The organism is Rhodoligotrophos defluvii, assembly GCF_005281615.1.
GTDB lineage: Bacteria > Pseudomonadota > Alphaproteobacteria > Rhizobiales > Im1 > Rhodoligotrophos > Rhodoligotrophos defluvii.
In genome coordinates this window covers 1-23,965 of the sequence record NZ_SZZM01000001.1, presented here as the reverse complement: position 1 = coordinate 23,965, position 23,965 = coordinate 1, and the positions used below count along the sequence as shown (strand labels likewise).

General features: G+C 60.4%; 19 protein-coding genes. 13 read left to right on the top strand and 6 right to left on the bottom strand.

The window, feature by feature from the left end; genetic code table 11:
• The first annotated feature begins 126 nt into the window (after positions 1 to 126).
• The 6 genes from E4P09_RS00095 to hflC all read left to right on the top strand — a co-directional run bounded on the left by E4P09_RS00095 (position 127) and on the right by hflC (position 12,854).
• Positions 127 to 8,628, top strand: coding sequence for a GH36-type glycosyl hydrolase domain-containing protein (locus E4P09_RS00095; protein WP_428977681.1), 8,502 nt, complete (start codon positions 127 to 129; stop codon positions 8,626 to 8,628).
• Positions 8,629 to 8,765: 137 nt separating this feature from the next.
• Positions 8,766 to 9,299: a hypothetical protein gene (locus E4P09_RS00090; RefSeq protein WP_137387578.1), complete on the top strand. Its 534-nt coding sequence runs from the start codon at positions 8,766 to 8,768 to the stop codon at positions 9,297 to 9,299.
• Positions 9,296 to 10,042 carry a hypothetical protein gene (locus E4P09_RS26365; protein ID WP_239024969.1) on the top strand — a complete coding sequence of 249 codons (747 nt, stop codon included), beginning with the start codon at positions 9,296 to 9,298 and terminating at the stop codon, positions 10,040 to 10,042. The genes E4P09_RS00090 and E4P09_RS26365 overlap by 4 nt, the downstream gene beginning before the upstream one ends.
• Positions 10,043 to 10,369: 327 nt before the next feature.
• Complete coding sequence (locus tag E4P09_RS00080; protein WP_137387577.1) at positions 10,370 to 10,588, top strand: hypothetical protein; 219 nt, start codon at positions 10,370 to 10,372, stop codon at positions 10,586 to 10,588.
• A gap of 173 nt (positions 10,589 to 10,761) precedes the next feature.
• Complete coding sequence (gene hflK / locus E4P09_RS00075; RefSeq protein WP_137387576.1) at positions 10,762 to 11,826, top strand: FtsH protease activity modulator HflK; 1,065 nt, start codon at positions 10,762 to 10,764, stop codon at positions 11,824 to 11,826.
• 23 nt (positions 11,827 to 11,849) lie between these two features.
• Positions 11,850 to 12,854 carry a protease modulator HflC gene (hflC, locus tag E4P09_RS00070; RefSeq protein WP_205041977.1) on the top strand — a complete coding sequence of 335 codons (1,005 nt, stop codon included), beginning with the start codon at positions 11,850 to 11,852 and terminating at the stop codon, positions 12,852 to 12,854.
• A gap of 181 nt (positions 12,855 to 13,035) precedes the next feature.
• On the opposite strand, the gene E4P09_RS00065 is transcribed toward hflC, so the two are convergent.
• Positions 13,036 to 13,620, bottom strand: a complete 585-nt coding sequence (locus E4P09_RS00065; protein ID WP_137387574.1) for a TetR/AcrR family transcriptional regulator — start codon at positions 13,618 to 13,620, stop codon at positions 13,036 to 13,038.
• 673 nt (positions 13,621 to 14,293) lie between these two features.
• On the opposite strand from E4P09_RS00065, the gene E4P09_RS00055 reads away from it, so the two are divergent.
• The 7 genes from E4P09_RS00055 to E4P09_RS00030 all read left to right on the top strand — a co-directional run bounded on the left by E4P09_RS00055 (position 14,294) and on the right by E4P09_RS00030 (position 19,149).
• Positions 14,294 to 14,728: a DoxX family protein gene (locus E4P09_RS00055; RefSeq protein WP_137387572.1), complete on the top strand. Its 435-nt coding sequence runs from the start codon at positions 14,294 to 14,296 to the stop codon at positions 14,726 to 14,728.
• Between the two features lie 109 nt (positions 14,729 to 14,837).
• Complete coding sequence (locus E4P09_RS00050; protein ID WP_170984141.1) at positions 14,838 to 15,962, top strand: SH3 domain-containing protein; 1,125 nt, start codon at positions 14,838 to 14,840, stop codon at positions 15,960 to 15,962.
• Positions 15,963 to 16,485: 523 nt separating this feature from the next.
• Complete coding sequence (locus tag E4P09_RS00045; protein ID WP_239024968.1) at positions 16,486 to 16,812, top strand: DUF2460 domain-containing protein; 327 nt, start codon at positions 16,486 to 16,488, stop codon at positions 16,810 to 16,812.
• Positions 16,785 to 16,883: a DUF2460 domain-containing protein gene (locus tag E4P09_RS26360; RefSeq protein ID WP_338048967.1), complete on the top strand. Its 99-nt coding sequence runs from the start codon at positions 16,785 to 16,787 to the stop codon at positions 16,881 to 16,883. The genes E4P09_RS00045 and E4P09_RS26360 overlap by 28 nt, the downstream gene beginning before the upstream one ends.
• Entirely contained in the window at positions 16,880 to 17,056 is a 177-nt protein-coding gene (locus E4P09_RS26820; protein WP_428977680.1) for a hypothetical protein, read from the top strand. The genes E4P09_RS26360 and E4P09_RS26820 overlap by 4 nt, the downstream gene beginning before the upstream one ends.
• 163 nt (positions 17,057 to 17,219) lie before the next feature.
• Complete coding sequence (locus tag E4P09_RS00035) at positions 17,220 to 18,761, top strand: sensor histidine kinase (RefSeq protein WP_137387570.1); 1,542 nt, start codon at positions 17,220 to 17,222, stop codon at positions 18,759 to 18,761.
• A gap of 10 nt (positions 18,762 to 18,771) precedes the next feature.
• Positions 18,772 to 19,149, top strand: coding sequence for a response regulator (locus tag E4P09_RS00030; RefSeq protein WP_137387569.1), 378 nt, complete (start codon positions 18,772 to 18,774; stop codon positions 19,147 to 19,149).
• On the opposite strand, the gene E4P09_RS00025 is transcribed toward E4P09_RS00030, so the two are convergent.
• The 5 genes from E4P09_RS00025 to E4P09_RS26815 all read right to left on the bottom strand — a co-directional run bounded on the left by E4P09_RS00025 (position 19,123) and on the right by E4P09_RS26815 (position 23,624).
• Positions 19,123 to 19,566 carry a hypothetical protein gene (locus tag E4P09_RS00025; RefSeq protein WP_137387568.1) on the bottom strand — a complete coding sequence of 148 codons (444 nt, stop codon included), beginning with the start codon at positions 19,564 to 19,566 and terminating at the stop codon, positions 19,123 to 19,125. The genes E4P09_RS00030 and E4P09_RS00025 overlap by 27 nt on opposite strands.
• A 128-nt stretch (positions 19,567 to 19,694) precedes the next feature.
• Positions 19,695 to 20,942 (bottom strand): arginine deiminase, encoded by a 1,248-nt coding sequence (gene arcA, locus E4P09_RS00020; RefSeq protein WP_137387567.1) that lies wholly within the window; start codon positions 20,940 to 20,942, stop codon positions 19,695 to 19,697.
• 12 nt (positions 20,943 to 20,954) lie between these two features.
• Positions 20,955 to 22,394: a basic amino acid/polyamine antiporter gene (locus tag E4P09_RS00015; RefSeq protein ID WP_137387566.1), complete on the bottom strand. Its 1,440-nt coding sequence runs from the start codon at positions 22,392 to 22,394 to the stop codon at positions 20,955 to 20,957.
• 376 nt (positions 22,395 to 22,770) lie between these two features.
• A complete protein-coding gene (locus tag E4P09_RS26355; protein ID WP_239025073.1) occupies positions 22,771 to 22,989 on the bottom strand; it encodes a DUF1993 family protein in 219 nt (72 codons plus the stop codon).
• 116 nt (positions 22,990 to 23,105) lie between these two features.
• Positions 23,106 to 23,624 carry an autotransporter domain-containing protein gene (locus E4P09_RS26815; RefSeq protein ID WP_428977691.1) on the bottom strand — a complete coding sequence of 173 codons (519 nt, stop codon included), beginning with the start codon at positions 23,622 to 23,624 and terminating at the stop codon, positions 23,106 to 23,108.
• Between the last annotated feature and the right edge of the window lie 341 nt (positions 23,625 to 23,965).

Here is a 23,965-nt window from a genome sequence, read left to right as displayed (position 1 = left end):
GTATGTGATCGTCGATCGATCCAAGTTGAAGATCGACCCGTCGCCTTGTCCGAAGCCGCATTGGAGTCGACACTCCAACAAATCAGCCCGTGCGGCGTACGCGCGCGCGGGCTGGAAAGGTACTCCTTGAAATCGACCCCTCGCCTACACTTACGTCGCTCTTCATTGCCGCCATGGAACGATGCGGCGCCCGTGAGGGAGGAGCTTTTCAGCGTGGAGCGGCTCGAGCAGCACGCACAAAGCCTCGCCGCCGCGCAGCCGGTGACCGACCGCCCGCCAGCCGTCCTGTCCCTGCACAAGAGGCTCAATAACAATGCGGCTGTTCTGCTTGCCGCCTATCGGGCGAGTGCCGCGGAACTGGAGAGCGGCAGGGAGGTGGTCCCTGCCGCGGAATGGCTGCTGGACAATTATCATCTGGTCGAGGAGCAAATCCACGAGATCAGGGATGACCTGCCTCCCGGTTATTATCGCCAATTGCCGAAACTGAGAGAAGGGCCGTTTGCGGGCTATCCGCGGGTTCTCGGGCTTGCCTGGGCCTTTGTCGCGCATACCGACAGCCTCTTCGACCGGGAGAAGCTGCGGCGGTTTCTGGTGGCCTATCAGCGGGTTCAGCCCCTGACGATCGGCGAGCTGTGGGCAGTAGCGATCACCCTGCGTTGGGTCCTCATCGAGAACCTGCGCCGGCTGGCCGATCAGATGACCGTGGGCCGCGCGGCGCGCGCGGATGCGGCAGCGCTGGCCGAGCGGCTTCTCCTGTCGGGCTGCGGCAGGACGGCGCTCGAAACGGACATCGCCTCCCGCTCACCGGAGCCGTTGTCCGAAGTTTTCGCCGCGCAGTTGGCCAAACAGTTGAGGAACCAGGATCCTGAAACGACGCCGGCGCTCGGATGGCTGGAGGAGCGTCTCGCACATCAAGGCGTTTCGGTCGACGACGTGGTGCAGCATGCCCAGCAGAGGCAGGGCGCATCCAATGTCACCGTTCGCAACATCGTCACCAGCATGCGGCTGATCTCCGATATCGACTGGGCCGAGCTGTTTGAGAGCGTCAGCCTAGTGGACGAGCGGCTGCGGGCGGGAAGCGCCTTTGCCGACATGGATTTCCCGACCCGCGACCTTTACCGGAACGCCATCGAGCAACTCGCCCGCGGCTCCTCGTTCTCGGAACTCGAGATTGTGGACCACGCACTCGATGCTGCGCGCCAAGCGGCGGCTGTAGCCGAGGACGCAGTTGGCGCGGAGCGCGCCAGTGATCCGGGCTACCACCTTATCGCCCAGGGCCGTGCGGCCCTCGAGTGGGCGATCCGGTTTCGCCCGCCCCCGCAGCTGCGCATCAGCCGCTTCAACACGCGCCTCGGCTTTGGCGGCTATATCGGGTCGATCCTGCTCGTAACGGCGATGTTGCTGGCCGTCGCACTGTGGGCGCTTTCGCGCTCCGGGCTCGACACCGACTGGCTCGTGCTGTTCGCCCTGATCGGATTTCTCCCCGCGAGCGAGGTGGCGACCGCCCTCGTCAACCGTGCGATGACCTGGAGTTTCGGCGCGACGATCCTGCCCGGCCTTGCGCTCAAGCAGGGCGTTCCCGAATCCATGCGAACGCTCGTCGCGGTGCCGACGCTTCTCACCAGTGAAGCCGATCTTCTAGAGCAGGTGGAACGGCTCGAGGTCCACCACCTTTCCGGCGTTGGCGGCGACCTCGTCTTCGCGCTCCTCAGCGATGGAACGGACGCGGACCAGGAAGTTATGGAGAACGATGCCCGACTGCTCGGCATAGCCGCCGAAGCGATCGCCGCACTCAACCGGCGTCACGAACCCGCTGCCGGCGGGGACAGGTTTCTGCTTCTGCATCGGCGCCGCGTCTTCAACCCGGGCGAAGGCAAATGGATGGGGTGGGAACGCAAGCGTGGAAAACTGCACGAACTGAACCGGCTTCTGCGCGGCGCTGACGACACCACCTTCATGCCCATCGGCGGGAGGCCGCCGCAGGTGCCGCCAGATGTGCGCTACGTCATCACGCTGGACGCCGACACGCGGCTGCCGCGCGATGCCGCGCATTGTCTGATCGGCAAGATGGCGCATCCGCTCAACCGACCGCGCTTCAGCGATGCCGAGCAGCGTGTCGTTGACGGCTATGGCATTCTCCAGCCGCGCGTCACCCCCTCGCTTCCGGTCGGCCGCGAAGGATCCTTCTATCAACGTGTTTTCTCCGCCCCCGGAGGAATCGATCCCTACGCCGCTGCCGCCTCGGACGTGTACCAGGATCTTTTCGGTGAAGGCACCTATACCGGCAAGGGCATCTACGATGTCGACACCTTCGAGGCGTCCTTGTCCGGCCGCGTGCCGGAGAACACCATGCTCAGCCACGATCTCTTCGAGGGCGTGTTCGCCCGCGCCGGCCTGGCTTCCGATGTCGAGGTGATCGAAGAGTTCCCGTCCCGATACGACGTCGCCGCCAAACGCCAGCATCGCTGGACGCGCGGAGACTGGCAACTACTTCCCTGGGCGACAGGGCTGCGAAGCGGACGTTTTGCGATCCCATCCATCGGCCGTGGAAAGATGCTGGACAATCTGAGGCGGTCGCTGTTGGCGCCGTTCACGCTCCTTGCTCTGGGTGTTACGTGGCTGATGCCGGTGCCGGCCGCGGTGACGGGAACGTCGCTCCTCCTAGTGGCCGTCGCGATCCCGGCCTTCCTGCCGATTTTCTTCACCCTCGTGCCGCTCCGCGCCGGCACTCGCATGCGCAATCACTTTGCGATGCTTGCCGCAGACCTGCGGCTCGCAGCTATCCAGAGCGTCCTTTCCATCGTTTTCCTGCCCGACCATGCGTGGCGAATGGTGGATGCCATTGTCAGAACGCTGGTCCGGCTCACCTGGACCCGCCGCGATCTGTTGGAATGGACCACTGCCGCGCAGTCGAAGGGAAGCCCGCGCCTGAACTTCGCTGGATTCTATCGCCACATGGCATCCGGTACGCTGCTCGGGCTTGCAATCGCAGTTGGCGCGATGGCGCTTTCGCCCTCCTCCTGGCCGCTGATCCTGCCCTTCGCGCTGTTGTGGCTGGCCGCCCCGGCGCTCGCCTTGTGGGCAAGCCGATCGCCGAAAGCCGGACCGCGGCTTGCGATCTCCGATCAGGACGCGACCGAACTGCGCCTCATCGCACGTCGCACCTGGCGCTTTTTCGAAACCTTCGTGACGCCCGAGGACAACATGCTGCCCCCGGACAATTTCCAGGAGGATCCAAAGCCGGTCGTCGCGCACAGGACATCGCCTACCAATATCGGGCTCTATCTCATCTCCGCAGTTGCCGCCCGCGACTTCGGCTGGGCCGGTACGCTCGAGACCGTGGAGCGGCTTGAAGCCGCGTTGCAGACCATGCGCAAGCTTCCACGACACAAGGGCCACTTCTTCAACTGGTACGGGACACAGGACCTGCGTGTCTTGGAACCCGCCTATATCTCATCGGTCGATAGCGGAAACCTCGCCGGGCATCTGATCGCGCTCGCCAATGCATGCGAGGCATGGGCGAACGACAGCGCTGCGCCGAATGCCCGGCTCGGCATGCGTGATAATCTCCAATTGGCCCGCCAAGCGTTTGACGCTCTGTCTATCGCTCGCAACGACCGTGGAGCGCGGTTCGCCCTGCTGCTCGACGACATGGAAGCCCAGCTGAATGGCCCACTGACGCTAGACGCACTGTCTCCCTCCCTGTCGCGGCTGGCGGACAAAGCCGCCGGCGTGGCGCGCGACATGATCCCGAAGGGTATCGACGACGGTGCATCGGATCTCGTCTTCTGGATCGAGGCCATCAAGAAGACTGTGTCCGAACAGGCGCGCGACCGAGGCGCGGACCACGCTCTGAAAGGCCGATTTCGGGCACTTGCCGCAGGTATGCGCGAGATGGCGCTGGCGATGGATTTCGCCTTTCTTCTCGATCCCGAACGCAAGCTGTTGTCGATCGGATACTCCCTCGCCGACGATAGCCTCGACCCGAGCTGTTACGATCTGCTCGCTTCGGAAGCCCGGCTTGCCAGCCTTTTCGCCATCGCCAAAGGCGATGTCGAGACACGGCACTGGTTTCGCCTGGGGCGGACGGCGACGCCACTCGCAAACTCGTCGGCACTCATCTCCTGGTCCGGCTCGATGTTCGAATATCTCATGCCGTCGCTCGTCATACGCGCTCCCGCAGGCAGCCTGCTTGAACAGACCAATCGGCTGGTGGTGGAGCGCCAGCAGGCTTACGGACGGTCGCTCGGCATTCCATGGGGGGTATCCGAGTCCGCCTTTTACGCGCGCGACATGGAACTGACGTATCAGTACTCCAACTTCGGCGTTCCGGGGCTCGGTCTGAAGCGCGGTCTCTCTGAACACATTGTGATCGCGCCATACGCGACCGGGCTCGCTGCGATGATAGACCCGCACGGCGCGCGCGAGAACTACGCCCGTCTCGCGCAAATGGGCGCCAGTGGACGCTACGGCTTCTTCGAAGCGCTCGATTTCACCCGCTCCCGACTTCCCGAGAAAAAGAACGTAGCCATCGTACGCGCCTTCATGGCCCATCATCAGGGCATGATCATCGTCGCCATCGCCAACACGCTGCACGATGGCGAGATGCGCGCCCGTTTCCATCGCGAGCCGATGATCCAGGCCTGCGAACTCCTGCTGCAGGAACGCATGCCCCGCAACGTTGCGATCGCCCATCCGAAGGCCGAAGAGGTAAAAGTATCCCCAGCCACGGCGGTTGCGAAAATCCCCACCTCGCGCCGCGTTACCGCGACCACAGAGGGCGCACCGGTCACCCAGTTGCTATCGAACGGCCGCTATGCGGTAATGTTGACGGCCGCCGGCGCAGGTTACAGCCGTTGGCGCGATATCGCCGTCACGCGCTGGCGAGAAGATGCCACCCGCGACGACTGGGGTACCTTCATCTTCCTGCGCGATGTCCAAAGCGGGGAGGTCTGGTCCGCCGGTGCCCAGCCTCTCGGCGTCGAGGGGAACAGTCGCGAAGTCATCTTCGATGAGGATCGCGCCCAGTTTATACGCCGCGATGGCAGGCTGACGACCACAATGGACATTCTGGTTTCCGGCGAAGACGATTGCGAGGTGCGCCGCGTGTCCTTGAGCAATGGAGGGCGGCAGACGCGCGAGATCGAAGTAACGTCTTACGCCGAAATCGTCCTTGCGCCGCCGGCCGCCGACACGGCGCATCCGGCGTTCTCCAAGATGTTTGTGCAGACCGAACATGCCGCCGAATTCGGCGCGCTCATCGCAACGCGGCGCAGGCGTTCGCAGGCCGAACCGGAGGTTTGGGCTGCACATCTCGCCGTCGTCGATGGGGAGATCGTCTCCGATCCGCAATACGAGACCGACCGGGCCCGCTTCATCGGGCGCGGCCATACCATGCGCACTGCAGCGGCAATGGCGGAAGATGAAGCGCTCTCGAACACGGTGGGGACGGTTCTCGATCCGATCTTTTCGCTGCGCCAGGGCGTGAGGATCGCGCCCGGAAAGGTCGCGCGCATCGCCTTCTGGACTATCGTCGCATCGTCGCGCGCCGAGCTCATGGACATGATCGACAAGCACCATGATCGCAGCGCGTTCGAACGCGCCAGGACATTGGCGTGGACCCAGGCGCAGGTCCAGCTTCGCCACCTTGATGTCGATGCCGGAGAGGCCGCGGACTTTCAACGCCTGGCCGCACCCATCCTCTACGCCGACCCGCGCTACAGGGCGCCGTCGGAGGAAATTGTCCGCGGTGCCGGCTCGCAATCCGGCCTGTGGCATCTCGCCATCTCCGGCGACCTGCCGATCGTCTTGCTGGGCATAGACGATCCCGAAGACATGGCCCAGGTCCGCCAGTTGCTGCGCGCTCACGAATATTGGCGCATGAAAAGCCTCGCCGTCGACCTGGTGATCGTCAACGAGCGCGCATCCTCCTATACACAGGATCTGCAGATCGCCATCGAGACGGCTGTGCGCAGCAGCCAGTCGCGGCCGCATTTCGGATTGGAGCTGGCGCAAGGCTCTGTCTTTGCACTTCGCGCGGATCTGATGAGCGCCGATGCGCGCGCCCGGCTCCATTCGATCGCCCGTGTCACGCTCTCAGCGCGACGTGGATCGATAGAAGAGCATCTCGATCATGTGCCGAACGCACCCGTCGATCAACCCCTCGTCTCCGTCCTGCAAGAGCCTGCGCGCCCGATCTCCGAGCCCTCAGTGCCGCACACGTCTCCGCTCGAGTTCTTCAATGAGCTCGGCGGCTTTGATAAGGACGGACGGGAGTATGTGACGATCCTTGAGGGAGGCGCCGTCACGCCCGCGCCATGGATCAATGTGATCGCCAATCCAGGTTTCGGCTTCCAGGTCTCGGCGGAGGGAAACGGCTATACCTGGGCGCAAAACAGCCGCGAGAACCAGCTCACCCCATGGTCGAATGATCCCGTCGTCGATCCGAGCGGAGAGACGATCTACATCCGCGACGAGGAGACCCTCGACCTGTGGAGCCCGACCGCCCGGCCGATCCGTGGCGGCGGCACCTATGTCTCGCGCCACGGTTTCGGCTACAGCCGCTTCGAGCACGAGGCGAACGGCATCGCGCTCGATCTCCTGCAATACGTACCTCTGTCCGACCCCGTCAAGATATCGCGCCTGACCCTTCGAAACCTTTCCGGCCGGCCGCGGCGCCTGTCTGTCACGAGCTATGCGGAGCTGGTGCTCGGCACCTCGCGCAGCGCCACGGCACCCTTCCTGGTGTCTGAGATCGACGCGGACACCGGCGCGATGCTGGCGCGCAATCCCTGGAGCATCAATTCGTCCGATGGCATTGCCTTTGCCGACCTCTGCGGACGGCAGACCGCCTGGACGGCCGACCGGACGGAATTCCTCGGCCGCTACGGCAACCCGTCGGCGCCTCGCGCGCTCGCCAGCGATCTGCCGCTGTCGGGGACGACGGGTGCCGGGCTCGACCCCTGCGCGGCGCTCCAGCAGACGATCGAGATCGGCGCGGGCGAGACGGTCGAAATTGTCTCGTTTTTCGGGCAGTGCGGCTCGCAGGAAGAGGTCCAGGCGCTGCTTACGCACTATCGCGCAATCGATCTCGATGCCGTTCTCCAGGAGGTGACGGATCACTGGACGTGCCTTTTGCAGGCGGTCCAGGTCAAGACACCGGACCGCGCCATGGACATCATGCTCAATGGCTGGCTCCTCTATCAGACGCTCGCCTGCCGCATCTGGGCGCGCTCGGCCTTCTATCAGGCGAGCGGCGCTTATGGTTTCCGCGATCAGCTTCAGGACGGAATGGCCCTGGTGCTCGCAAGGCCCGAAGAGACGCGGCGCCATCTCCTGCGTGCGGCCGGCCGCCAGTTCGTCGAAGGCGACGTTCAGCATTGGTGGCTGCCGCAATCCGGGCAAGGCGTCCGCACGCGGATTTCGGACGACCGCGTCTGGCTGGCATTCGCGGCGGCGACCTACGTGAATGCCACGGGTGATAGCGCCATTCTGGAGGAGACCATCCCGTTTCTCGAGGGTCCACCGCTTGGACCAGGCGAGCACGACGCCTTCTTTCATCCCACGGAGGCGGCCGAATCCGCCTCGCTGTTCGAACACTGCGCCGGCGGCCTCGACCAGTGCCTCGAACTCACGGGCGCGCTTGGCCTGCCCCTTATGGGCACGGGCGACTGGAACGACGGCATGAACCGCGTCGGCGAAGGCGGCAAGGGCGAGAGCGTCTGGCTCGGCTGGCTGCTCACGCGCACCATCGAGCTGTTCGCGCCATTGGCGGAAGGTCGCGACCCAAGCCGTATCGAACGCTGGCGGGCCCACGCGGCCTCGGTGCGCGAGGCGCTTGAGGCGCACGCGTGGGACGGTGAATGGTATCGCCGCGCGACCTTCGACGACGGCACCTGGCTCGGCTCCAAGGACAGCGAGGAATGCCGGATCGACTCCATAGCCCAGTCCTGGGCCATCCTGACGGGCGCCGCCGACCCGGCTCGGGCGGCCACGGCGATGGCGTCGCTGGAAAAGCATCTCATCCGCCGTGAAGATGGCCTGGCACTTCTGTTCACGCCCCCCTTCGACAAGACGCCGCGCGACCCCGGCTACATCAAGGGCTACCCGCCGGGCCTGCGCGAAAATGGAGGCCAGTACAGCCATGCGGCCATGTGGGCGATCCTGGCCTTTGCGAAAGCGGGTGCGGGCGACAAGGCGCACGATCTGTTCGCACTGCTCAATCCCATCAACCATGCGCTTACGCCCGAGGAGAGCGAACGCTACAAGGTAGAGCCCTATGTCGTTGCCGCCGACGTTTATTCCGTTGCGCCACATGTCGGCCGCGGCGGATGGACCTGGTACACCGGCTCGGCCGCGTGGATGTATCGTTCGGGTATTGAAGGCATTCTGGGCATCCGGCGCGAGGGTGAATTCCTCGTTGTTGATCCGTGTATCCCGTCGGCCTGGCCGGGTTTCGAAGCCACCGTGCAGGTGGGTTCAACCCGCTACGAGATCCGCGTGGACAATACGATGAAAGGAGGTTCGGATACATGGTCCGCAGTGATGGACAACGAGGCTTTGCAGAACCTAGGAGTCTATGTGCGCGTTCCGCTGGACGGACTCAAACACAGCCTCGATTTAAGGTGATTCGACGATTGTGCGACTGAATCACTTTGCGGCAAACGCAGAAGAAGCGTATGGTGAAAATGTCGGCGGTTAACTTGCACGGGCGCCGTCGATTGAGGGTGGCCTTTGCGCCCTAGCCCTGACCTAAGGAGGACATTATGTCTTCCAACCATCTCACTTCCGACAACCTGACGATGATCGAACGGCTGCTTACCGAGTTTCGAGTCATCGGACCTGACCGCGATTTGGATATCGAGACCGCCCAGGCGCGCCTGCTCATCTACGCGTTTGCGGACGGAATCTCGGTCGAGGCGGACTTGCGCAGCCTTTTGGCCAAACACATTTCCCTAAACAACAGTCTCGATCGTTCGTCTCGCCGGTGGAGGGCTGAAGCTGACGCGCCCTCCCACAGACAAGAGCACATGCTCCCGTCACCCGAGGAGGAGTTCAACGCGGCCGAGACAATCCATCCGATGACCGCCGCACCCCACGATGGCGAGACACTAATTGGCCGAAATGCCGCTGGCGAAACGGCCGTTATCTCTTGGGTCCCCGGCTGCGGTGCGGATGACCGCAGCGGACACTGGGTACGTGTGGATGACGGCAAGCCTTTCGAGGCCGTTCACTGGGTGCGAACGATATGGACGGCGATCGAGGCGCTGGAACATTCGAGCGTGGGATCCACAAGATGATCCCGATTCACCTCGATGAGCGCGCGCTCGATGCTGGACTGGCCGCCTACCTAACTGCCGTGGGCTCCGATGCCTCGCGCTATTCAGACTTGCGCATTGAAAGTTCCGAACAATTGGCCGAAAGAATGCGGGATTGCATCAGGGCGTATCTCTCCTTTCTGCCGACGGACCGCCTCATCGACCAGCTAAGACGGCATGCCGATGCGGAAGTCGACAACACGCTCCGCTACATCGTCAATGCCGATCACCTCATGCGTCAGGCAGCTGATCGGATTTCAATGCTAGAGGCTGAACTTGCTGAAGTGAGCGCGAAATCATCGCGTGCAGACGACCTCGCAGCTGGACTTGAGAGCACTGCCATGAACGAATCAAGAAGGACACATCATATTCCCGCCGATGTGCGGGCCGCGATCAGCGCATTTCTCAGCGAATGCCAGAAAAATACCCGATCGTTTGCCGTATCGGAAGCGCTGGATGCGGTACGGCGCATCTTTCCCGACCTCGAAATCTCGGATGACGGTCTTCTGGATGCTATTGCCAGCGAAGCTTCTTCCGCGGGCTTCGATATCAATTTTGACATCCCTACGGCTTCCGAAACACCCAAGCGGATGGCGCTCGAGCAGTGGGACAATGAGGGCGGAGCGATCGGAGGACATTCATCCGCCGAGGCGCAGCACAGGTCGGAAGACGACTCGAAAGGCGCCAGGCGGCGCACGAAGAAACAAAAGACAGGGAGAACCTGACAACTCGACTTCGAATTCAACGAACGCAGCGTCAGGCCGGGTGGGCTGATGATGCGCTTGACCGGCGCAATCTTATGGTCGAATTCTCGTTGGTTGCGCAGACCTGAAGTATAGAGTATAGTTGAGTATAGAATTAAATTTCATCAAAGGTAAATTTGATACTCAAAACATATCCAAATATTATCTCTTTGCATGTACGCAATAATAATTTTTTATCCTATCTTGAATCGTCTCAATTCATACATATATAAAACAAGAGAGCAGCTTCATAAACTCTTTTTCCTTACGGGAATGTTTTGGAATCACCCGCTCTCGCGGAGATCAATCATGTTCGGATTTCAAGGCGGCGAAAGCACGGACACTATCGCGCGCAAGAAGGCCTATATGAAAGACGCGCAGCAAAAGTGGCCATTTCTGACCAATTTCGATTGCTCGACGATCAAGACAGAAGGTCAGCTCGGATCGATGGTCAAGACGCGCAGCGGCATCACAGATGAACAGGCGAAACTGGATGTCGGCGCCTGGATGCAAGGCAAGCGGTTCTGACACTTTACGACAAGGCTCCCGAGCGGTTTCGGCAGGCGCTGAGTTCCGCTGAACGCGTGATGAATCATCCCGCGCACGAAACGTGGCGCATCGCGCGGCCATGATGGAGCACCGCCCATCATCAGGCCGAGTTCGTGAACCAATGCCGTGCACGGGCATGAAAGGATACCATAATGTCATCCCAGAACGATAACGGCGGCAGAGGTGGCCCCTGGGGCGGCGGAACCAAGCCCGGCGCCGACCTCGAAGATTTCATCCGACAGGCGCAGGACGGACTCAAACAGTTCATGCCCGGCGGCAACCCGCGTGGATTGCTGATCTTTGTCGGGCTCGCACTTGTCGCACTGGGGGCATGGACCGCCTATTATACCGTGCCGAGCGACTCCGTCGCTGTCGTGCAGCGTTTCGGGAAGTACCTGAAGGATGTTCCACCCGGCCTACACTTCAAGATACCGCTGGGGGTCGATACGGCAACGATCGTTCCCGTCAAGCGGCAATTGAAACAGGAGTTTGGCTTCACAACCCCTGGTGCTGCAGATCCGTTTCAAAGTCCCCGCCCACAGGAAGCGACGCGCGAGACTCAGATGGTGACCGGCGATTTGAACGCCGCGTTGGTGGAATGGGTGATCCAGTACCGCATTTCGGATCCCGTCAAATTTCTCTTCGAGGTCCGCGAGCCGAGCGAAACGCTGCGCTATGTTTCCGAATCCGTCATGCGAGAGGTCGTAGGTGACCGCACCGTCGACGAGGTGATCACAATCGGCCGTCAAGAGATCGAGTCCGAGGCGTTGAACAAGATGCAGGCGCTCTCGACCAAATACGCCATGGGGATCAGCATCGATCAGGTCCAGCTCAAGAACATCAATCCGCCTGAGCCGGTACAGGAATCGTTTAACGAGGTGAACCAGGCCCAGCAGGAGAAGGAGAAACTGATCAACGAGGCCCGGCGTGACTATAACAAAGTGATACCCTTGGCCGAGGGCGAGAAGGATCAGCGTATTCGCGAAGCCGATGGCTACCGCCTGAAAAGAATCAATGAGGCGGAAGGCGATGTCGCCCGGTTCGGTGCCTTGCTGACGGAGTACAACAAGGCCCCCGAGGTTACGCGCCGCCGCATCTATGTCGAGACCCTGCAGGACGTCATGCCCGGACTCCGCTCGAAGATCATCGTCGATGAGCAGACACGCAGCATTCTGCCGCTGCTCAATCTCGGCTCGCCACAGGGAGAGAGGCCATGAATAAGGGAACAGTGATAGCCGTCGTGGGGCTCCTTGCCGTTGGAACGTATGTTTCGGTGAGTTCGATCTATACGGTCAGCGAAGTCGAGCAGGCGATCATCACCCAGTTCGGCAGGCCCATTGGCGACCCGGTGACCACAGCCGGCCTGAAATTCAAGATGCCCTTCATCCAGGTAGTCAATCCGATCGACCGGCGGGTCCTCGAATGGGACGGCAACCCGTCGGACATGCCGACCAAGGACAAGCTCTATATCTCGGTTGATCTCTTCGCCCGTTGGCGGATCACCGATCCCCTCCAGTATTTTCTCCGATTGCATGATGAGCGCAGCGCCCAGTCCCGTCTCGACGACATCCTCGGCAGTGAAACCCGCAACGCCGTCGCCAAGCACGAATTGATCGAGATCATCCGAACCACCAAAGATCGCGAGCCCCTGCGCGACGCGCTCCTGACCGAGGCGGAACGAGAGCAGGATATTGGATCTCTCGTGCCGATTCAGAAGGGGCGCAAACTGGTCGAAGAAGAGATCTTCACTGCCGCGGCCGACAAGGTTCGGGTGTTCGGTATCGAATCGCTCGATATTCGGTTCAAGCGGATCAACTACAATGAAAGCGTCCGACCCAAGATCTACGACCGCATGATCAGCGAGCGCCGTCAGATCGCGGAGCGCTTTTTGTCGGAGGGCAACGGCGAGGCAGCCAGAATCCGCGGCAACCGCGTCCGCGACCTGAACAAGATTCAGTCGGAAGCCTATCGCGAGGTCGAAGAGATCAGGGGCCTTGCCGACGCGAAAGCCACCGAAATCTACGCGAGGGCTTACAATCAAACTCCTGCATCGGTGGCGTTCTACGAATTCACGCGAACCATGCAGTCGTACAAGGCGATGATTTCTGAGAACACGACGCTTGTCCTGTCCACGGATAGCGAACTCTTCAAATTCCTCAAAGGCATGGATCCCGGTAACACGGTCGACGCCACTGGCAAGGAGCCGTCAAATGGCGGCGAGGTCGCACGTGGCGCGCTCCGCTGAAATGTCCTTGCTTTGCGGTTGGTCTACTCTTTGGGTCGTCAACACATGAACTCGATTGCAGCACTGTATTGGCGGTAGCGGTCCTCCGCTACCATCAGCCTCCCCGCAGACCTTGGCGCTGCGGAACGCATCGTGACCAAGCAACTCGCTTAGGCGTCCTTTGACCAGAAATATGACGGGCTCACCGGCCTTTGATGGCCTGCGACTTGGTGCAGGCCTGCTTGAATTCGGTAAGAGCCGCCTGCACGTGACTTGAAAAGGGCTTCTCTGTTTCGTCGGCGTGCCAGTTCTCCAGTGCAACTTTCCAGATGGCCGCGCCTATCTCTGCTACGGCGCGCGAAAACGAGGGCTGGATGCCCCGTTGCTGCAGAGCCAGATCGATTGCGGAAGCGAGCTTATGCAGCTTCATCAGTTCCCGCTCTTGCAGGTCGCCATGCGTTGATATCAGAAGCTGGCGCAGCTTTACGATGGAGTGGTGGCCGTCAATGAAGGGAGCGACCGATTGAAAGGCGTCCGCTACTATTGTCAGTGGATGCACGCCGGCCTGGGCTCTCGCAATTTCGTTCGTTATCGAGGCTTGGTGATCACCGGCTCGCCAGAACATTACTTCTCGTTTGTCGGTGAAGTAACGGTAGAAGGTCCGCTCCGTCAGCCCGGCTTCCGCAGCAATCTCTGGCACAGTCGTTGCGGCGTAGCCCTGCTGCTTAAAAAGACTGTACGCGGCAGCCTCGAACCGCTCGCGCGCATTTTCTGCCCTCTTGACCATTCCAAATCCTTCTCAGTTTTGTGAACCTACCCCAATTGTCAGGGCCTGACAATTATGCTAAGAATTGTCAGATCCTGACAGTGTGGCGCGAGTGCTAATGCTCGTACGCTTGGTCAATGCGGCGGTGAACACGCACAACGGAACGCGCAATGGCTGCGGCTATCGAGGCGTTCATGGTCCCGCTTTCGGCGCAATGTTTTCGCAGCACAATCAAGGCTCCAACTTGGAAGCGCGAAGAGGCGATGCCCATGGAAGACGAAGGGTCCGAGACTACACAGGCCTGCAGTGTCACACGTCGCGCTGTGCTCGCCAGCGGAGCCGGGCTGCTGGTTGCGCCGCCATCGGCGGGCTCGATCGCACTCAAGCCGGTCTTGGCACCAGTCAGGCCTGCACTGCGGTGGAATGGGCGAGCTAGGATGCTCGGAACAGCGCCTGCATCGCCAATGCAATCTATCACGCAACGGTAATCACATACGAAAGCTGCCGATACGCATAGAAGACGTGCTCTGACGGCGCAGGACCGGTGAAGCTTCGCAACCACAACTGCCAATCCCTCTAGAGCATTTTCAAGCTAAGTGAGTCTGGTTCGCGCGAAGAAAATGCGACAAAACAAGAATTTATAGCGTATTCGTGATCAGATAAGAGCGAAAACTCTAGTAACCTGGAGGCAAACGTGCCCGCATTGCAGATACCCTACATCCGCGACTACGCCCCTCATCTTCTGAGTGTCTTGCGCATTTTTGCAGCAGGATCATTCTTCACTCACGGTACGATGAAACTGTTCAGCTGGCCCGCGCCCTTCGAATATCCCCTGAACCCGATGCTTTACACGGCTGGAGTTCTTGAAGTGGTTGGCGGCCTTCTGTTGGTCCTTGGTCTTTTTTCTCGCCCAGTTGCATTTCTGCTTTCGGGATTGATGGCCTTCGCATACTTCATCGCGCACAGCTCGAATAGTTTCTTCCCGGTACTCAACCACGGCGAAGCCGCGATGCTGTATTGCTTCCTGTTTCTCTATATTTCCGCAGCCGGTCCGGGTGTCTGGAGCTTGGATGCGCTCCGGGAGCGCAAGGCCGGAACGACTTCATCCCGCTTGGAGACGGCGGCGTGATTTGATCGGCGCGCGTTCGGCCTTCAGCCGATCAAATAGAGAGCCGTCAACCGTTGCGCTACCAGCGGGGGCGATCGGCAAGTGGCTAGACTCCTATCGCAGGACCACAGTGCTCTACTATGACCTCGAAGGGGACGCAGAGATCGCTTTTGGTCGCCTCGTAGAAGGGTTCGACGGTTTAATGGGGTGTGCCGCCAAATGGCATATCGAATCCGGCGGCGCAGTCCAGAGCCTCATGGCGTGGAAGCGCAACGCGGGAGCTTCACACCTCGTAAACAGAAAGGTGACCACCCTCGCCTATAATCTGCCGGCAGTAATCAAGAGCAACGTGATCCCTCCTGCCCTGCATATGGGCAAGCAGGTCATGTTCTTTATGCCCGATATTGTGCTCGTGCAGCACGGAAGCCGAATAGGGGCGGTGAATTACGCTGAACTAAATGTGCGGTGGCAGGATTCCGCGTTCATCGAGACCGAACGTGTGCCGAGCGACGCTAAGATCGTAGGTCATACCTGGAAACATCCTAACAAAAGCGGCGGACCCGACCGACGCTTCAAGGACAACAGACAGATCCCGATCTGCCTATACGAGGCGATGCATCTCACGAGCAACAGTGGCCTTAACGAGCTTGTCGAGTTTTCCAGGACCGGGGTGGCTGCGGCTTTCGTGAATGGGTGCCGGATGCTTGCGACGCTGCCGCGGGAACGCACGGTCGGGTTGCCATCCGCACCTACGGGCAATGCCGTGGATGTTGCTCCCGCTACGGCAACCGAGAGGAACCGCAGCCCCCTCAGGGCCGCATTATTGACGGTTTTGGGCGTGCTTGTGAGCATTCCAGTCCTTACAACCGTCTTCGGATCCGACAGCAAGAAGGCGGATACTGGATTGCCACCTGCCTTAGTTGAGGAACAATCCGACACGCTAACCGCAGCAGAGAACGGTGTGGCCCTGAGCGAAGAAAACCGGGCCGATCTTATGCCTCAAGTGACGACGGTCGTGGCAACTGACGTGTTTCGATCGGAGGCGATCACTAAGCAAGAAACGGAACAGGCGATACGCTACACGAAGACCGCCGTGAATCTGCGCGAAGGACCTGGCACCAAATTCGCCGTAGTTACGGTTGTCCCAAAAGGGACCGAGGTCTCAATAATGGAAGCCAAGGGAGCATGGAGTCGTGTCCGGGTAAACGAGAATACGGTCGGATGGATGGCGAATTCTACGATCGCCGAACGTTGATCGCGCTCTGCTGAACTCCCCGTCGGCTGGCCCCGCCGAAAATAGCATTGATAGTTCTGCGATCGCTCGTGTGAATAATCCGATTGTGGCACCTTAAGGGTCGACGTTTCACTGGCTGACTGGAGGGAATAGGGGCGCGTAACCGACATTACCTTACTGCGACTAGCGGCAACTTCCAGAACCTACCTCAAATCTCGCTCCCGCATTTTCTGCACCGTGAGGAAACAAACGACGTCCAGCCCAACCCATCGGAACGTCTTAAAAACTGGATGGCTGCAGTTCGGGCATCTCAGCTGGTATCCGAATACCCCGAAAATGATCGACGAAAAGAATCCCATCAAAATAAGGTACGGCGGAACGCTGACCGGCCAGAATACCGGAAACGGCTGCAGCCAAAATAAACAGTTTCTATACCGCCTTGCCGTTTTCGAGAGACTCACAACACCTCCACGGCTAACACGCCGTCGCGTTCATGCCCGCCTGCATTCCGACTTCCTTACATTGCGAGTGTCGGGATGACGACATGACTCATCCGCTGCGGAGCACCGCCATGGTTGAAGCGTCCTTCACCTTTCATCTCGTGGGCGCGACGCTGGGTTTCCTTCAGGGTGGTCGAGACCCGAATGCTCCCGCGCAGTTTGCGGGTCGGCCCCACCGGCGTGCGCGAGGTCAGAAAGCGCTCGCGGCCAGCATGCAGGTGGCGACCAACGGTATCCAACTTACGGCCGGTGCCGACTTCACGGTGGACGACACAACCGGCGTAGTAACTCTTGCGGTGCCGCCAGCGCTAGGCGCGGCGATCACCGCGGCTTTGCGTTCGATGTGCCGGTGCGGTTCGACACTGACCTGATCCAGATCAACCTTGCTACTTTCGAGGCCGGCGAGATCCCCAACATCCCGATTGTCGAGATCAGGCTATGAAATCAGCTGCCGACCGCTTTGTCGGCCGCCCTAGCAAGCACCTCTTCGCCCCACTGATTGAGGCTCTTGCCCGCAAATTCCGCGGCTATGGCGGCTTTGGAATGAACCTCGGGATCAACCCGCAGGACTTAAGGCGAAACACTCCGCCGCTCCAGCTAAACCAGAAGGTGTGAGGATTTGTTCCTGAGATGCGGGAAGGAGTGATGTAGGGGCCCTAGGCGCGGCACCAGCAATTTTCCAGAGCAGCGCCATAAGGTGTCATTGATCCAAACGGCACTATTGAGCGCTGTGTGCGTTAACACTGCTTGAGGAGACGCAGCAACGGGCCTCCAGCGAATGGTCGATCGCGAGGAACTTATTAAGCGCCAAGGTGCGTTGGCGCAGTTTGGAGATTTTGTGCTTCGCTGCGATGACCTGCAGGCGATTTTAACCGAAGGCTGCCGGCTCATTGCTGACGCACTTGGAACGGATCTCGCGAAGGTTGTCGAAATAGAGCGGGATCGCAATACGGGGCTGGTCCGGGCGGGCATCGGCTGGAATGAGGGCGTGGTCGGGCATGCGCGCTTTACATTGGATCCAGGCTCCTCAGAAGCCTATGCCATCGAGCACTCAAAGCCGGTGGTCACCGGGAACATAGAAGAGGAGAAGCGTTTCGAATTTCCGCAATTCATGACGGACCACGGCGTCGTTGCGATCGTAAACGTGCCGATCTTCCTTCCTGGTGGCGAGCCTTACGGTGTGCTGCAAGTAGATGCACGCCGACCGCGCGATTTTGGCGACGAAGATATTCAGTTCCTGCGAACCTACGCGTCAGTGCTGGGCCCCCTCATAGACCGTCTCCGGCAGGCTGATGAGCTGGATCACGCATCAGCGCGGTTCCGTCTTATTGTCGAGAATGCTCGAGACTACGCGATCTTTATGTCGGATGCCGACGACATCATCACCGACTGGTTTCCTGGGGCAGCGGCGATCTTCGGGTGGAGTGCGGAGGAGATCATTGGAAAGCCTGGTGCAGTGATATTCACACCCGAGGACCAGGCAGCAGGCCTACCGGCCAAGGAAATCGAGGAGGCGAAGCAGAATGGTACGGCGCCGAACGTACGCTGGCACCTTCGCCGGGACGGCTCACGCGTTTTCATCGAAGGCCAAGTCGTTCGCTTGCAATGGCCGGACGGAACTTTGCGGGGCTTCATAAAGATCGGCCAGGACGTGACCGAGCGCAGGCGTCACGAGGAAAGGCAAGGCGTTCTCCTGGCCGAGCTGCAGCATCGGGTGCGCAATGTGCTTGCGATGGTGCGATCGCTCGTAAACCGTGGACGAGACCCGGGGACCGTGGCCGAGTTTCGGGTCGAGCTGGACGGTCGGATCGCCGCGATGGCGCGCACCCAAGCTCTCCTGACCCGTAGCGCAGGCGCGGGTGTCGATCTGCGCGGGCTGGTGCAAGAGGAGCTTGCAGCACATCCTTTTGAGGAGGGCCGTGTAAGCCTTGATGGGCCAGCCGTTCATCTCACAGCCAAGGCCGCCGAGGTCCTGACCCTGGCCGTGCACGAACTCGCGACGAACTCAATCAAGTATGGAGCACTTGGTCGTGAGGCAGGACAGCTCGAAATCCGTTGGCAAATCAGCAGAGAAGCTGAGGCAGACTGGCTTGAATTCGCGTGGCGAGAACGAGGGGTACAAATTGCTCCTGGCCCGGCGCCTCGAAAGGGCTTTGGCACTGAACTGATTACACTCAGGGTTCCATACGAACTAAACGGCCGCGGTCAAATCGAGCGCCGACCTGATGGGATTTGCTGCACGATCGCTTTTCCGATCGTGCCCGGTGGGAGCACCCTGGAGACAGAACCGCCGACGTTCTTCGATCAAGGCAGAGCATAACGAGGCGAGGATGAAGGCTGGCTTGCAGGGCTGTAGCGTACTCATCATAGAGGACAATTTCCTATTGGCCGACGACATGCGCCAGACGCTTGAAGATGCTGGCGCTGAGGTCATAGGGCCTTTCGGGAACGCCACCGCCGTTGCTGCGGCACTTGAGGCTCGTAAGGTGGATTGCGCTCTCGTGGACCTCAACCTGGGCGATGGACCGACCTTCGAACCCGCCCGAACCCTGATGGCCCGAGGCGTGAAAGTCGTGCTCCTGACGGGCTACGACGCAACTGTCATTCCTGCGGATCTCGCAAGCGTTCCCTGCCTGCAGAAGCCGGCAGACACACGCAAAGTGCTCGATGCAGTAGGAGATCTATGCGCCCAGCTCTCGATGATCTGAACGGCCGATGATCAGATTGGCTTCATACCCATGTCCGACGATGGACCCGCGATCAACCCGGGCTTTGCCATTGTGCCGCTTCTTCTGCTGCTCTAGAAAGTGATCGAGGCCATGCAGGTCCTCGGCCACAATGTCGACGCCCGGCGCGTCGAGTGATGGCGGCTCCGAGCCCGGGCCCTTATTTGCGCTCCCGAAAAAGCTTTTTGGATGAGCGGACGCACGCACCGGGGTGCGGCCGGAGGCCAGCTCTGCGTATTTCTCTGCGAACGGGCTATCGGGATAGCGCCGGACCGCCTCACGGGCCAGGAAAACTATGGCGTCGGTGAGATCCTGAAACTCCCCTTCACCCTCGTATCCGTTGAGCCCGTCGCCGAGCCACGCCCGATAGCCGCAAGAGCAAAGGTGGAGATGCCCCAATTGATCTCGCTGGCATAGAGATCGGTGAGGAATTTCAAGGGTCCAGTGCCTTAGTCACATCCGCACGTCCGTCCATGTGGATTCAATGGCGCGACGGAAACGAGGTTCCCTGTTATTGGCAAGCCTATCTAGTCTGCCGGATCACGGATGATCGGGCAGGTCATGCAATGGCCGCCGCCGCGGCCGCGGCCGAGCTCGGCGCCCGAAATGGTGATGACTTCAATGCCCTGCTTGCGCAGCAGCGTATTCGTGTAGACGTTGCGGTCATAGGCGAAGACCACGCCCGGTGAGGCGCAGACCAGGTTTGCCCCGCTATCCCACTGCGAGCGCTCCCGCAGATAGTTGGTGCCGCCCATCTCGACAACGCGCATCTTTTTGAGCCCCAGCGCCTCCGCCACCGTATCGGCTAGCGACTTGTCGTCTTTGCGCACGTCGATACCGCTGGGTACGCTCGCTGGCCGAATGGAATAGGTGTGGATGGTATCCACGATATCCGGATAGACGAGCACGCAGTCGCGATCCGCGAAGGTGAACACCGTATCCAGGTGCATCGCCGCCCGCAGTTTCGGCATCGCGGCGACAATGACGCGCTCAGCCACACCCTGCTTGAACAACGTCGCCGCGAGCTGCCCGATGGCCTGGCGCGAAGTACGCTCGCTCATACCGATCAGGACATTGCCTTTGCCGATCGGCATGACGTCTCCGCCTTCGAGCGTCGCAAGGCCGTGATCGGCTGTTGGGTCGCCCCACCACACAGCGACCTTGCCGGCGAAGTCTGGATGAAACCGATAGATCGCCGCAACCAGGATCGTCTCCTCGTGTCGCGCAGGCCAATAGAGCGGATTGAGCGTGCAGCCGCCATAGATCCAGCAGCTCGTGTCACGCGTGAAGATCGTGTTCGGCAGCGGTGGCAGCAGATAGTCGCTGACCCCCGCACCATCCCGGACCAGCTTGAACAGGTCGCTGCTACGGGTTTCCGGGAAATCGTATGTCGACAGGCCGCCGATCAACGTCTCCGCGAGTTGCCGGTCCAGCAGACCTTCGAGGTAGCTGCGCACCTCGTTCACAAGTTCGAGCCCGACCTGGTTTGGGACGATCTGATTATCCAGGATCCATTTCTTCGCTTCCGGGATCGCGACCGTCTCCGTCAGAAGATTATGCATCTCGACCACGTCAATGCCGCGGGACCGCATCTTCTGAACGAAGTCGAAATGGTCGCGTTTGGCATTGTCGACCCACAGGACATCATCGAACAGGAGAGCATCGCAGTTGCTGGGCGTCAGCCGCTCATGGGCTCTGGCGGGCGCGCAGACCATCACCTTACGCAACTGCCCGACTTCCGAATAAACACCAAAGGCTGAGGCTTGAGTGGCCATAGCACTCTCCTGTCAGACTGTGATTCGACCTGTCGCAAGGCCGTAAATACCCGCAACGCAACCGACAATCGCAGCACCGAACAGCAGCCAGTCGATCGGCCGGGTAAAGAACACGCCTTGTCCCTGTTCGCGACGCGCCCAGAAATAGAGGAGTGATCCGGGGCCATACAGAATGGCCGAGAGCAGGAGGAATTTCAGACCTCCTGCAAAGACCAGGAAGACAGTGTAGAAAAGGGCGAGGCCGGCGATGATGAGGTCGCGCCTTCGCGCCTGCGGATCGAGCTCGTAGGTCTGTCCGCGGCCGACGAGCAGTACGCCGTAAGCAGCCACAAAGAAAAACGGGATGAGTGCCATCACGCTTGTCAGGTTGAGCATCAGCGCGAATGCGTCATTCGACCAGTAGGTGCTGACAACAAGGATTTGCACAATGATGTTGGTCGCCCACAATGCGGTCGCAGGCACCTTGTTTGAGTTCTCCGTGGCGAAAATCTTAGGCATATCTTTCGAGCGAGCTGCTGCGAACAGCACTTCCGCGCAGATCAGCGACCAGGCCAGATAGGCGCCAAGCACAGAGACGATCAGCCCGGCGCTCACAAAAACGGAGCCCCAAGGTCCGACGACAGCTTCGAGCACCGTTGCCATTGAGGGCTGCCGCATCTCTGCGATATCCGCACGCTCCAGGACCGCATATGGCAAGAGCGTCACCAGGACCATTAGGGTGGTGACGCTAAGAAAGCCGGAAATCGTCGCGAGGCCGACATGGGAGCGCTTCTGCGCATAGCGAGAGTAGACGCTTGCGCCTTCAATGCCGAGGAAAACGAAGACGGTGACCAGCATAGTTGCACGAATTTGCTCAAAGAGGCTGGTTTCCGGCATGCCGCCGCCGCCCCAGAAATTCGTCCGGAAGAGATCAGCCTTGAAGGCGAAAATCAGGATCGCGATGAACACCAGGATAGGGACGATTTTCGCGATCGTTACAATCGTGTTGATGAACGCCGCCTGCTGGACCCCTCTCAGGATCATGAAGTGGAAGAGCCAGATACCGATGGAAGCGACGATGATCGCGGTTGCGGTATTGCCATCACCGAACACGGGGAAAAAGGCTCCAAGGGTTGATTTGATGAGGACCCAGTAGGAGACATTGCCGATACAACTGCCGATCCAGTAGCCGAAAGCCGACAAAAAGCCTGGATAGTCCCCGAAGCCCGCCCTAGCGTAGGCAAACACGCCAGCATCAAGCTCAGGCTTTCGTGCGGCGAGCGTCTGGAAGACGCGGGCGAGCAAGTACATCCCGGTGCCTGCTATGCACCACGCGATGATTGCCCCGAAAGGGCCGGTTGCGATGCCAAAAGTCCGTGGGAGCGAAAAAATACCGGCTCCAATCATGGAACCGACGACCATCGCAGTCAGGGCTAGGAGAGAAAGCTTTTGCGTAGAGCCACCGGCTGTCATGGCACCTACTCCGGCTAGGCTGCCGAGAATGTGGCCCCTGCACATTCAGCCGCCGCTAGGCACTAGCAGCGTCCGACATCACGAGTGAGAACGTAGATCCCATGAATTAAGCGTGCGTGTAGTAGTGCAATGCTTTTTGGCGCTTAGTTTATTGATTCCGTGGTAAATCGATGTCGCCGACCCAGGGGTTTGGCATTGAACCCGCGAGAGGTGCAGAGGCTGCTAGGCTGTGACCATAAACGGCAAATGATTGGATTGTTTGGCTGGTGGCGATCCGGTCGTCGCATTGAGGATTTTAATCTTGGGGTGATCTAGTGCGTAGCCGAACCTCGTAATCACGTTTACCGAGCGGCACGCCCCGTGATCGCAGGATGTTCTATGAGGTGACGGCGTGAAAATGGAAATGTGGCAGTGAGAAGGAGAGAATGAACGTCTCCGACGTGAAGGAAAGCCTTCGCGGGCCGATCTGAAGGTATAGGTCCTTGCCCGCCCAGCCGTTAACCTCACCGGGAGTGAACGCCTGCAGCGCTGTTCCGGCTTTGCATAGCGGCGGGCGAATTGCTGGCGGGCACCTGATCCTCGTTGGCTTTGCCATCCATTGTTTTCGTTTCATGCTCATCGAGGGACGGAACATAGACTGACTCGGGCGTGCTGGGTGGCGGGCCCTCGAGGTTTACGCTCGCAGGGAGGGCGTTGGCGCGTTGGCTTGGCTCACCATTGGATTTGGCCTGAGAGGGAGAGATAGTGGTTTGTCTGGCGCGAGGCGTATTCGAAGCCGTAGCCGATGGCGAAGGTGACGGGGGCTTGGGGGGCCTCGGCGGCGAGCGCCAGGTTGGCGCGGAAGCGGTCCTTGCCCAGCTTGGCGCCCTCGGTTTGGAAGGTGAGGCCCTTGGCGCCGAGGAAGGCGGAGGCGACGGTGTCGTCGATGTCGCCGAAGCCGCGGCCATAGGAGAGCATGAGTTCGGGCCGCAGGGCGAGATCGGCGAAGAGTGAGCCGGTGTCGGCGGGGACAAGGCTGGCGATATGGCCCTGCAGGCTGAGGCCGACGACCGCCTCGGCGGAGGCGATGCTCTCGGCATGGACGTCGAGGCCGGCATTGCCGGCGCCCTTCTCCTCGACCTTGGGCCGGTAGAGATAGAGGCCGTTGATCTCGACGAAGGGGGTGAGGATGGCGCTGTGGCCGGCGGGGAGCCAGTAGCCTGCGCCGATCGAGCCGTGGATGGCGGCCATGGTGTAGCTGGCCTTGGTGGAGAACCATTCCTCCTCGATGCCGAAGCTGCGCTTGGCTGATGTGAAGGGGNGGCCGTTGATCTCGACGAAGGGGGTGAGGATGGCGCTGTGGCCGGCGGGGAGCCAGTAGCCTGCGCCGATCGAGCCGTTGATGGCGGCCATGGTGTAGCTGGCCTTGGTTGAGAACCACTCCTCCTCGATGCCGAAGCTGCGCTTGGCTGATGTGAAGGGCAGGGCTGTCGCGGCCAGGCCATAGAAGAAGGCATTGCCGCGGGCGATCCTGGCATAGGCGCCGGCCTGGGGCGCGGTGAGGCTGGCGCTGTGGGGGATGGATTTGAGGG

Bases quoted from the DNA above. Each gene is read 5' to 3' on its own strand.
- E4P09_RS00090 (WP_137387578.1), top strand. From the start codon at position 8,766: ATGTCTTCCAACCATCTCACTTCCGACAACCTGACGATGATCGAACGG.
- E4P09_RS26365 (WP_239024969.1), top strand. From the start codon at position 9,296: ATGATCCCGATTCACCTCGATGAGCGCGCGCTCGATGCTGGACTGGCC.
- E4P09_RS00080 (WP_137387577.1), top strand. From the start codon at position 10,370: ATGTTCGGATTTCAAGGCGGCGAAAGCACGGACACTATCGCGCGCAAG.
- hflK (WP_137387576.1), top strand. From the start codon at position 10,762: ATGTCATCCCAGAACGATAACGGCGGCAGAGGTGGCCCCTGGGGCGGC.
- E4P09_RS00065 (WP_137387574.1), bottom strand. From the start codon at position 13,620: ATGGTCAAGAGGGCAGAAAATGCGCGCGAGCGGTTCGAGGCTGCCGCG.
- E4P09_RS00045 (WP_239024968.1), top strand. From the start codon at position 16,486: ATGACTCATCCGCTGCGGAGCACCGCCATGGTTGAAGCGTCCTTCACC.
- E4P09_RS26820 (WP_428977680.1), top strand. From the start codon at position 16,880: ATGAAATCAGCTGCCGACCGCTTTGTCGGCCGCCCTAGCAAGCACCTC.
- E4P09_RS00035 (WP_137387570.1), top strand. From the start codon at position 17,220: ATGGTCGATCGCGAGGAACTTATTAAGCGCCAAGGTGCGTTGGCGCAG.
- E4P09_RS00030 (WP_137387569.1), top strand. From the start codon at position 18,772: ATGAAGGCTGGCTTGCAGGGCTGTAGCGTACTCATCATAGAGGACAAT.
- arcA (WP_137387567.1), bottom strand. From the start codon at position 20,942: ATGGCCACTCAAGCCTCAGCCTTTGGTGTTTATTCGGAAGTCGGGCAG.
- E4P09_RS00015 (WP_137387566.1), bottom strand. From the start codon at position 22,394: ATGACAGCCGGTGGCTCTACGCAAAAGCTTTCTCTCCTAGCCCTGACT.
- E4P09_RS26355 (WP_239025073.1), bottom strand. From the start codon at position 22,989: ATGGCAAAGCCAACGAGGATCAGGTGCCCGCCAGCAATTCGCCCGCCG.
- E4P09_RS26815 (WP_428977691.1), bottom strand. From the start codon at position 23,624: ATGGCCGCCATCCACGGCTCGATCGGCGCAGGCTACTGGCTCCCCGCC.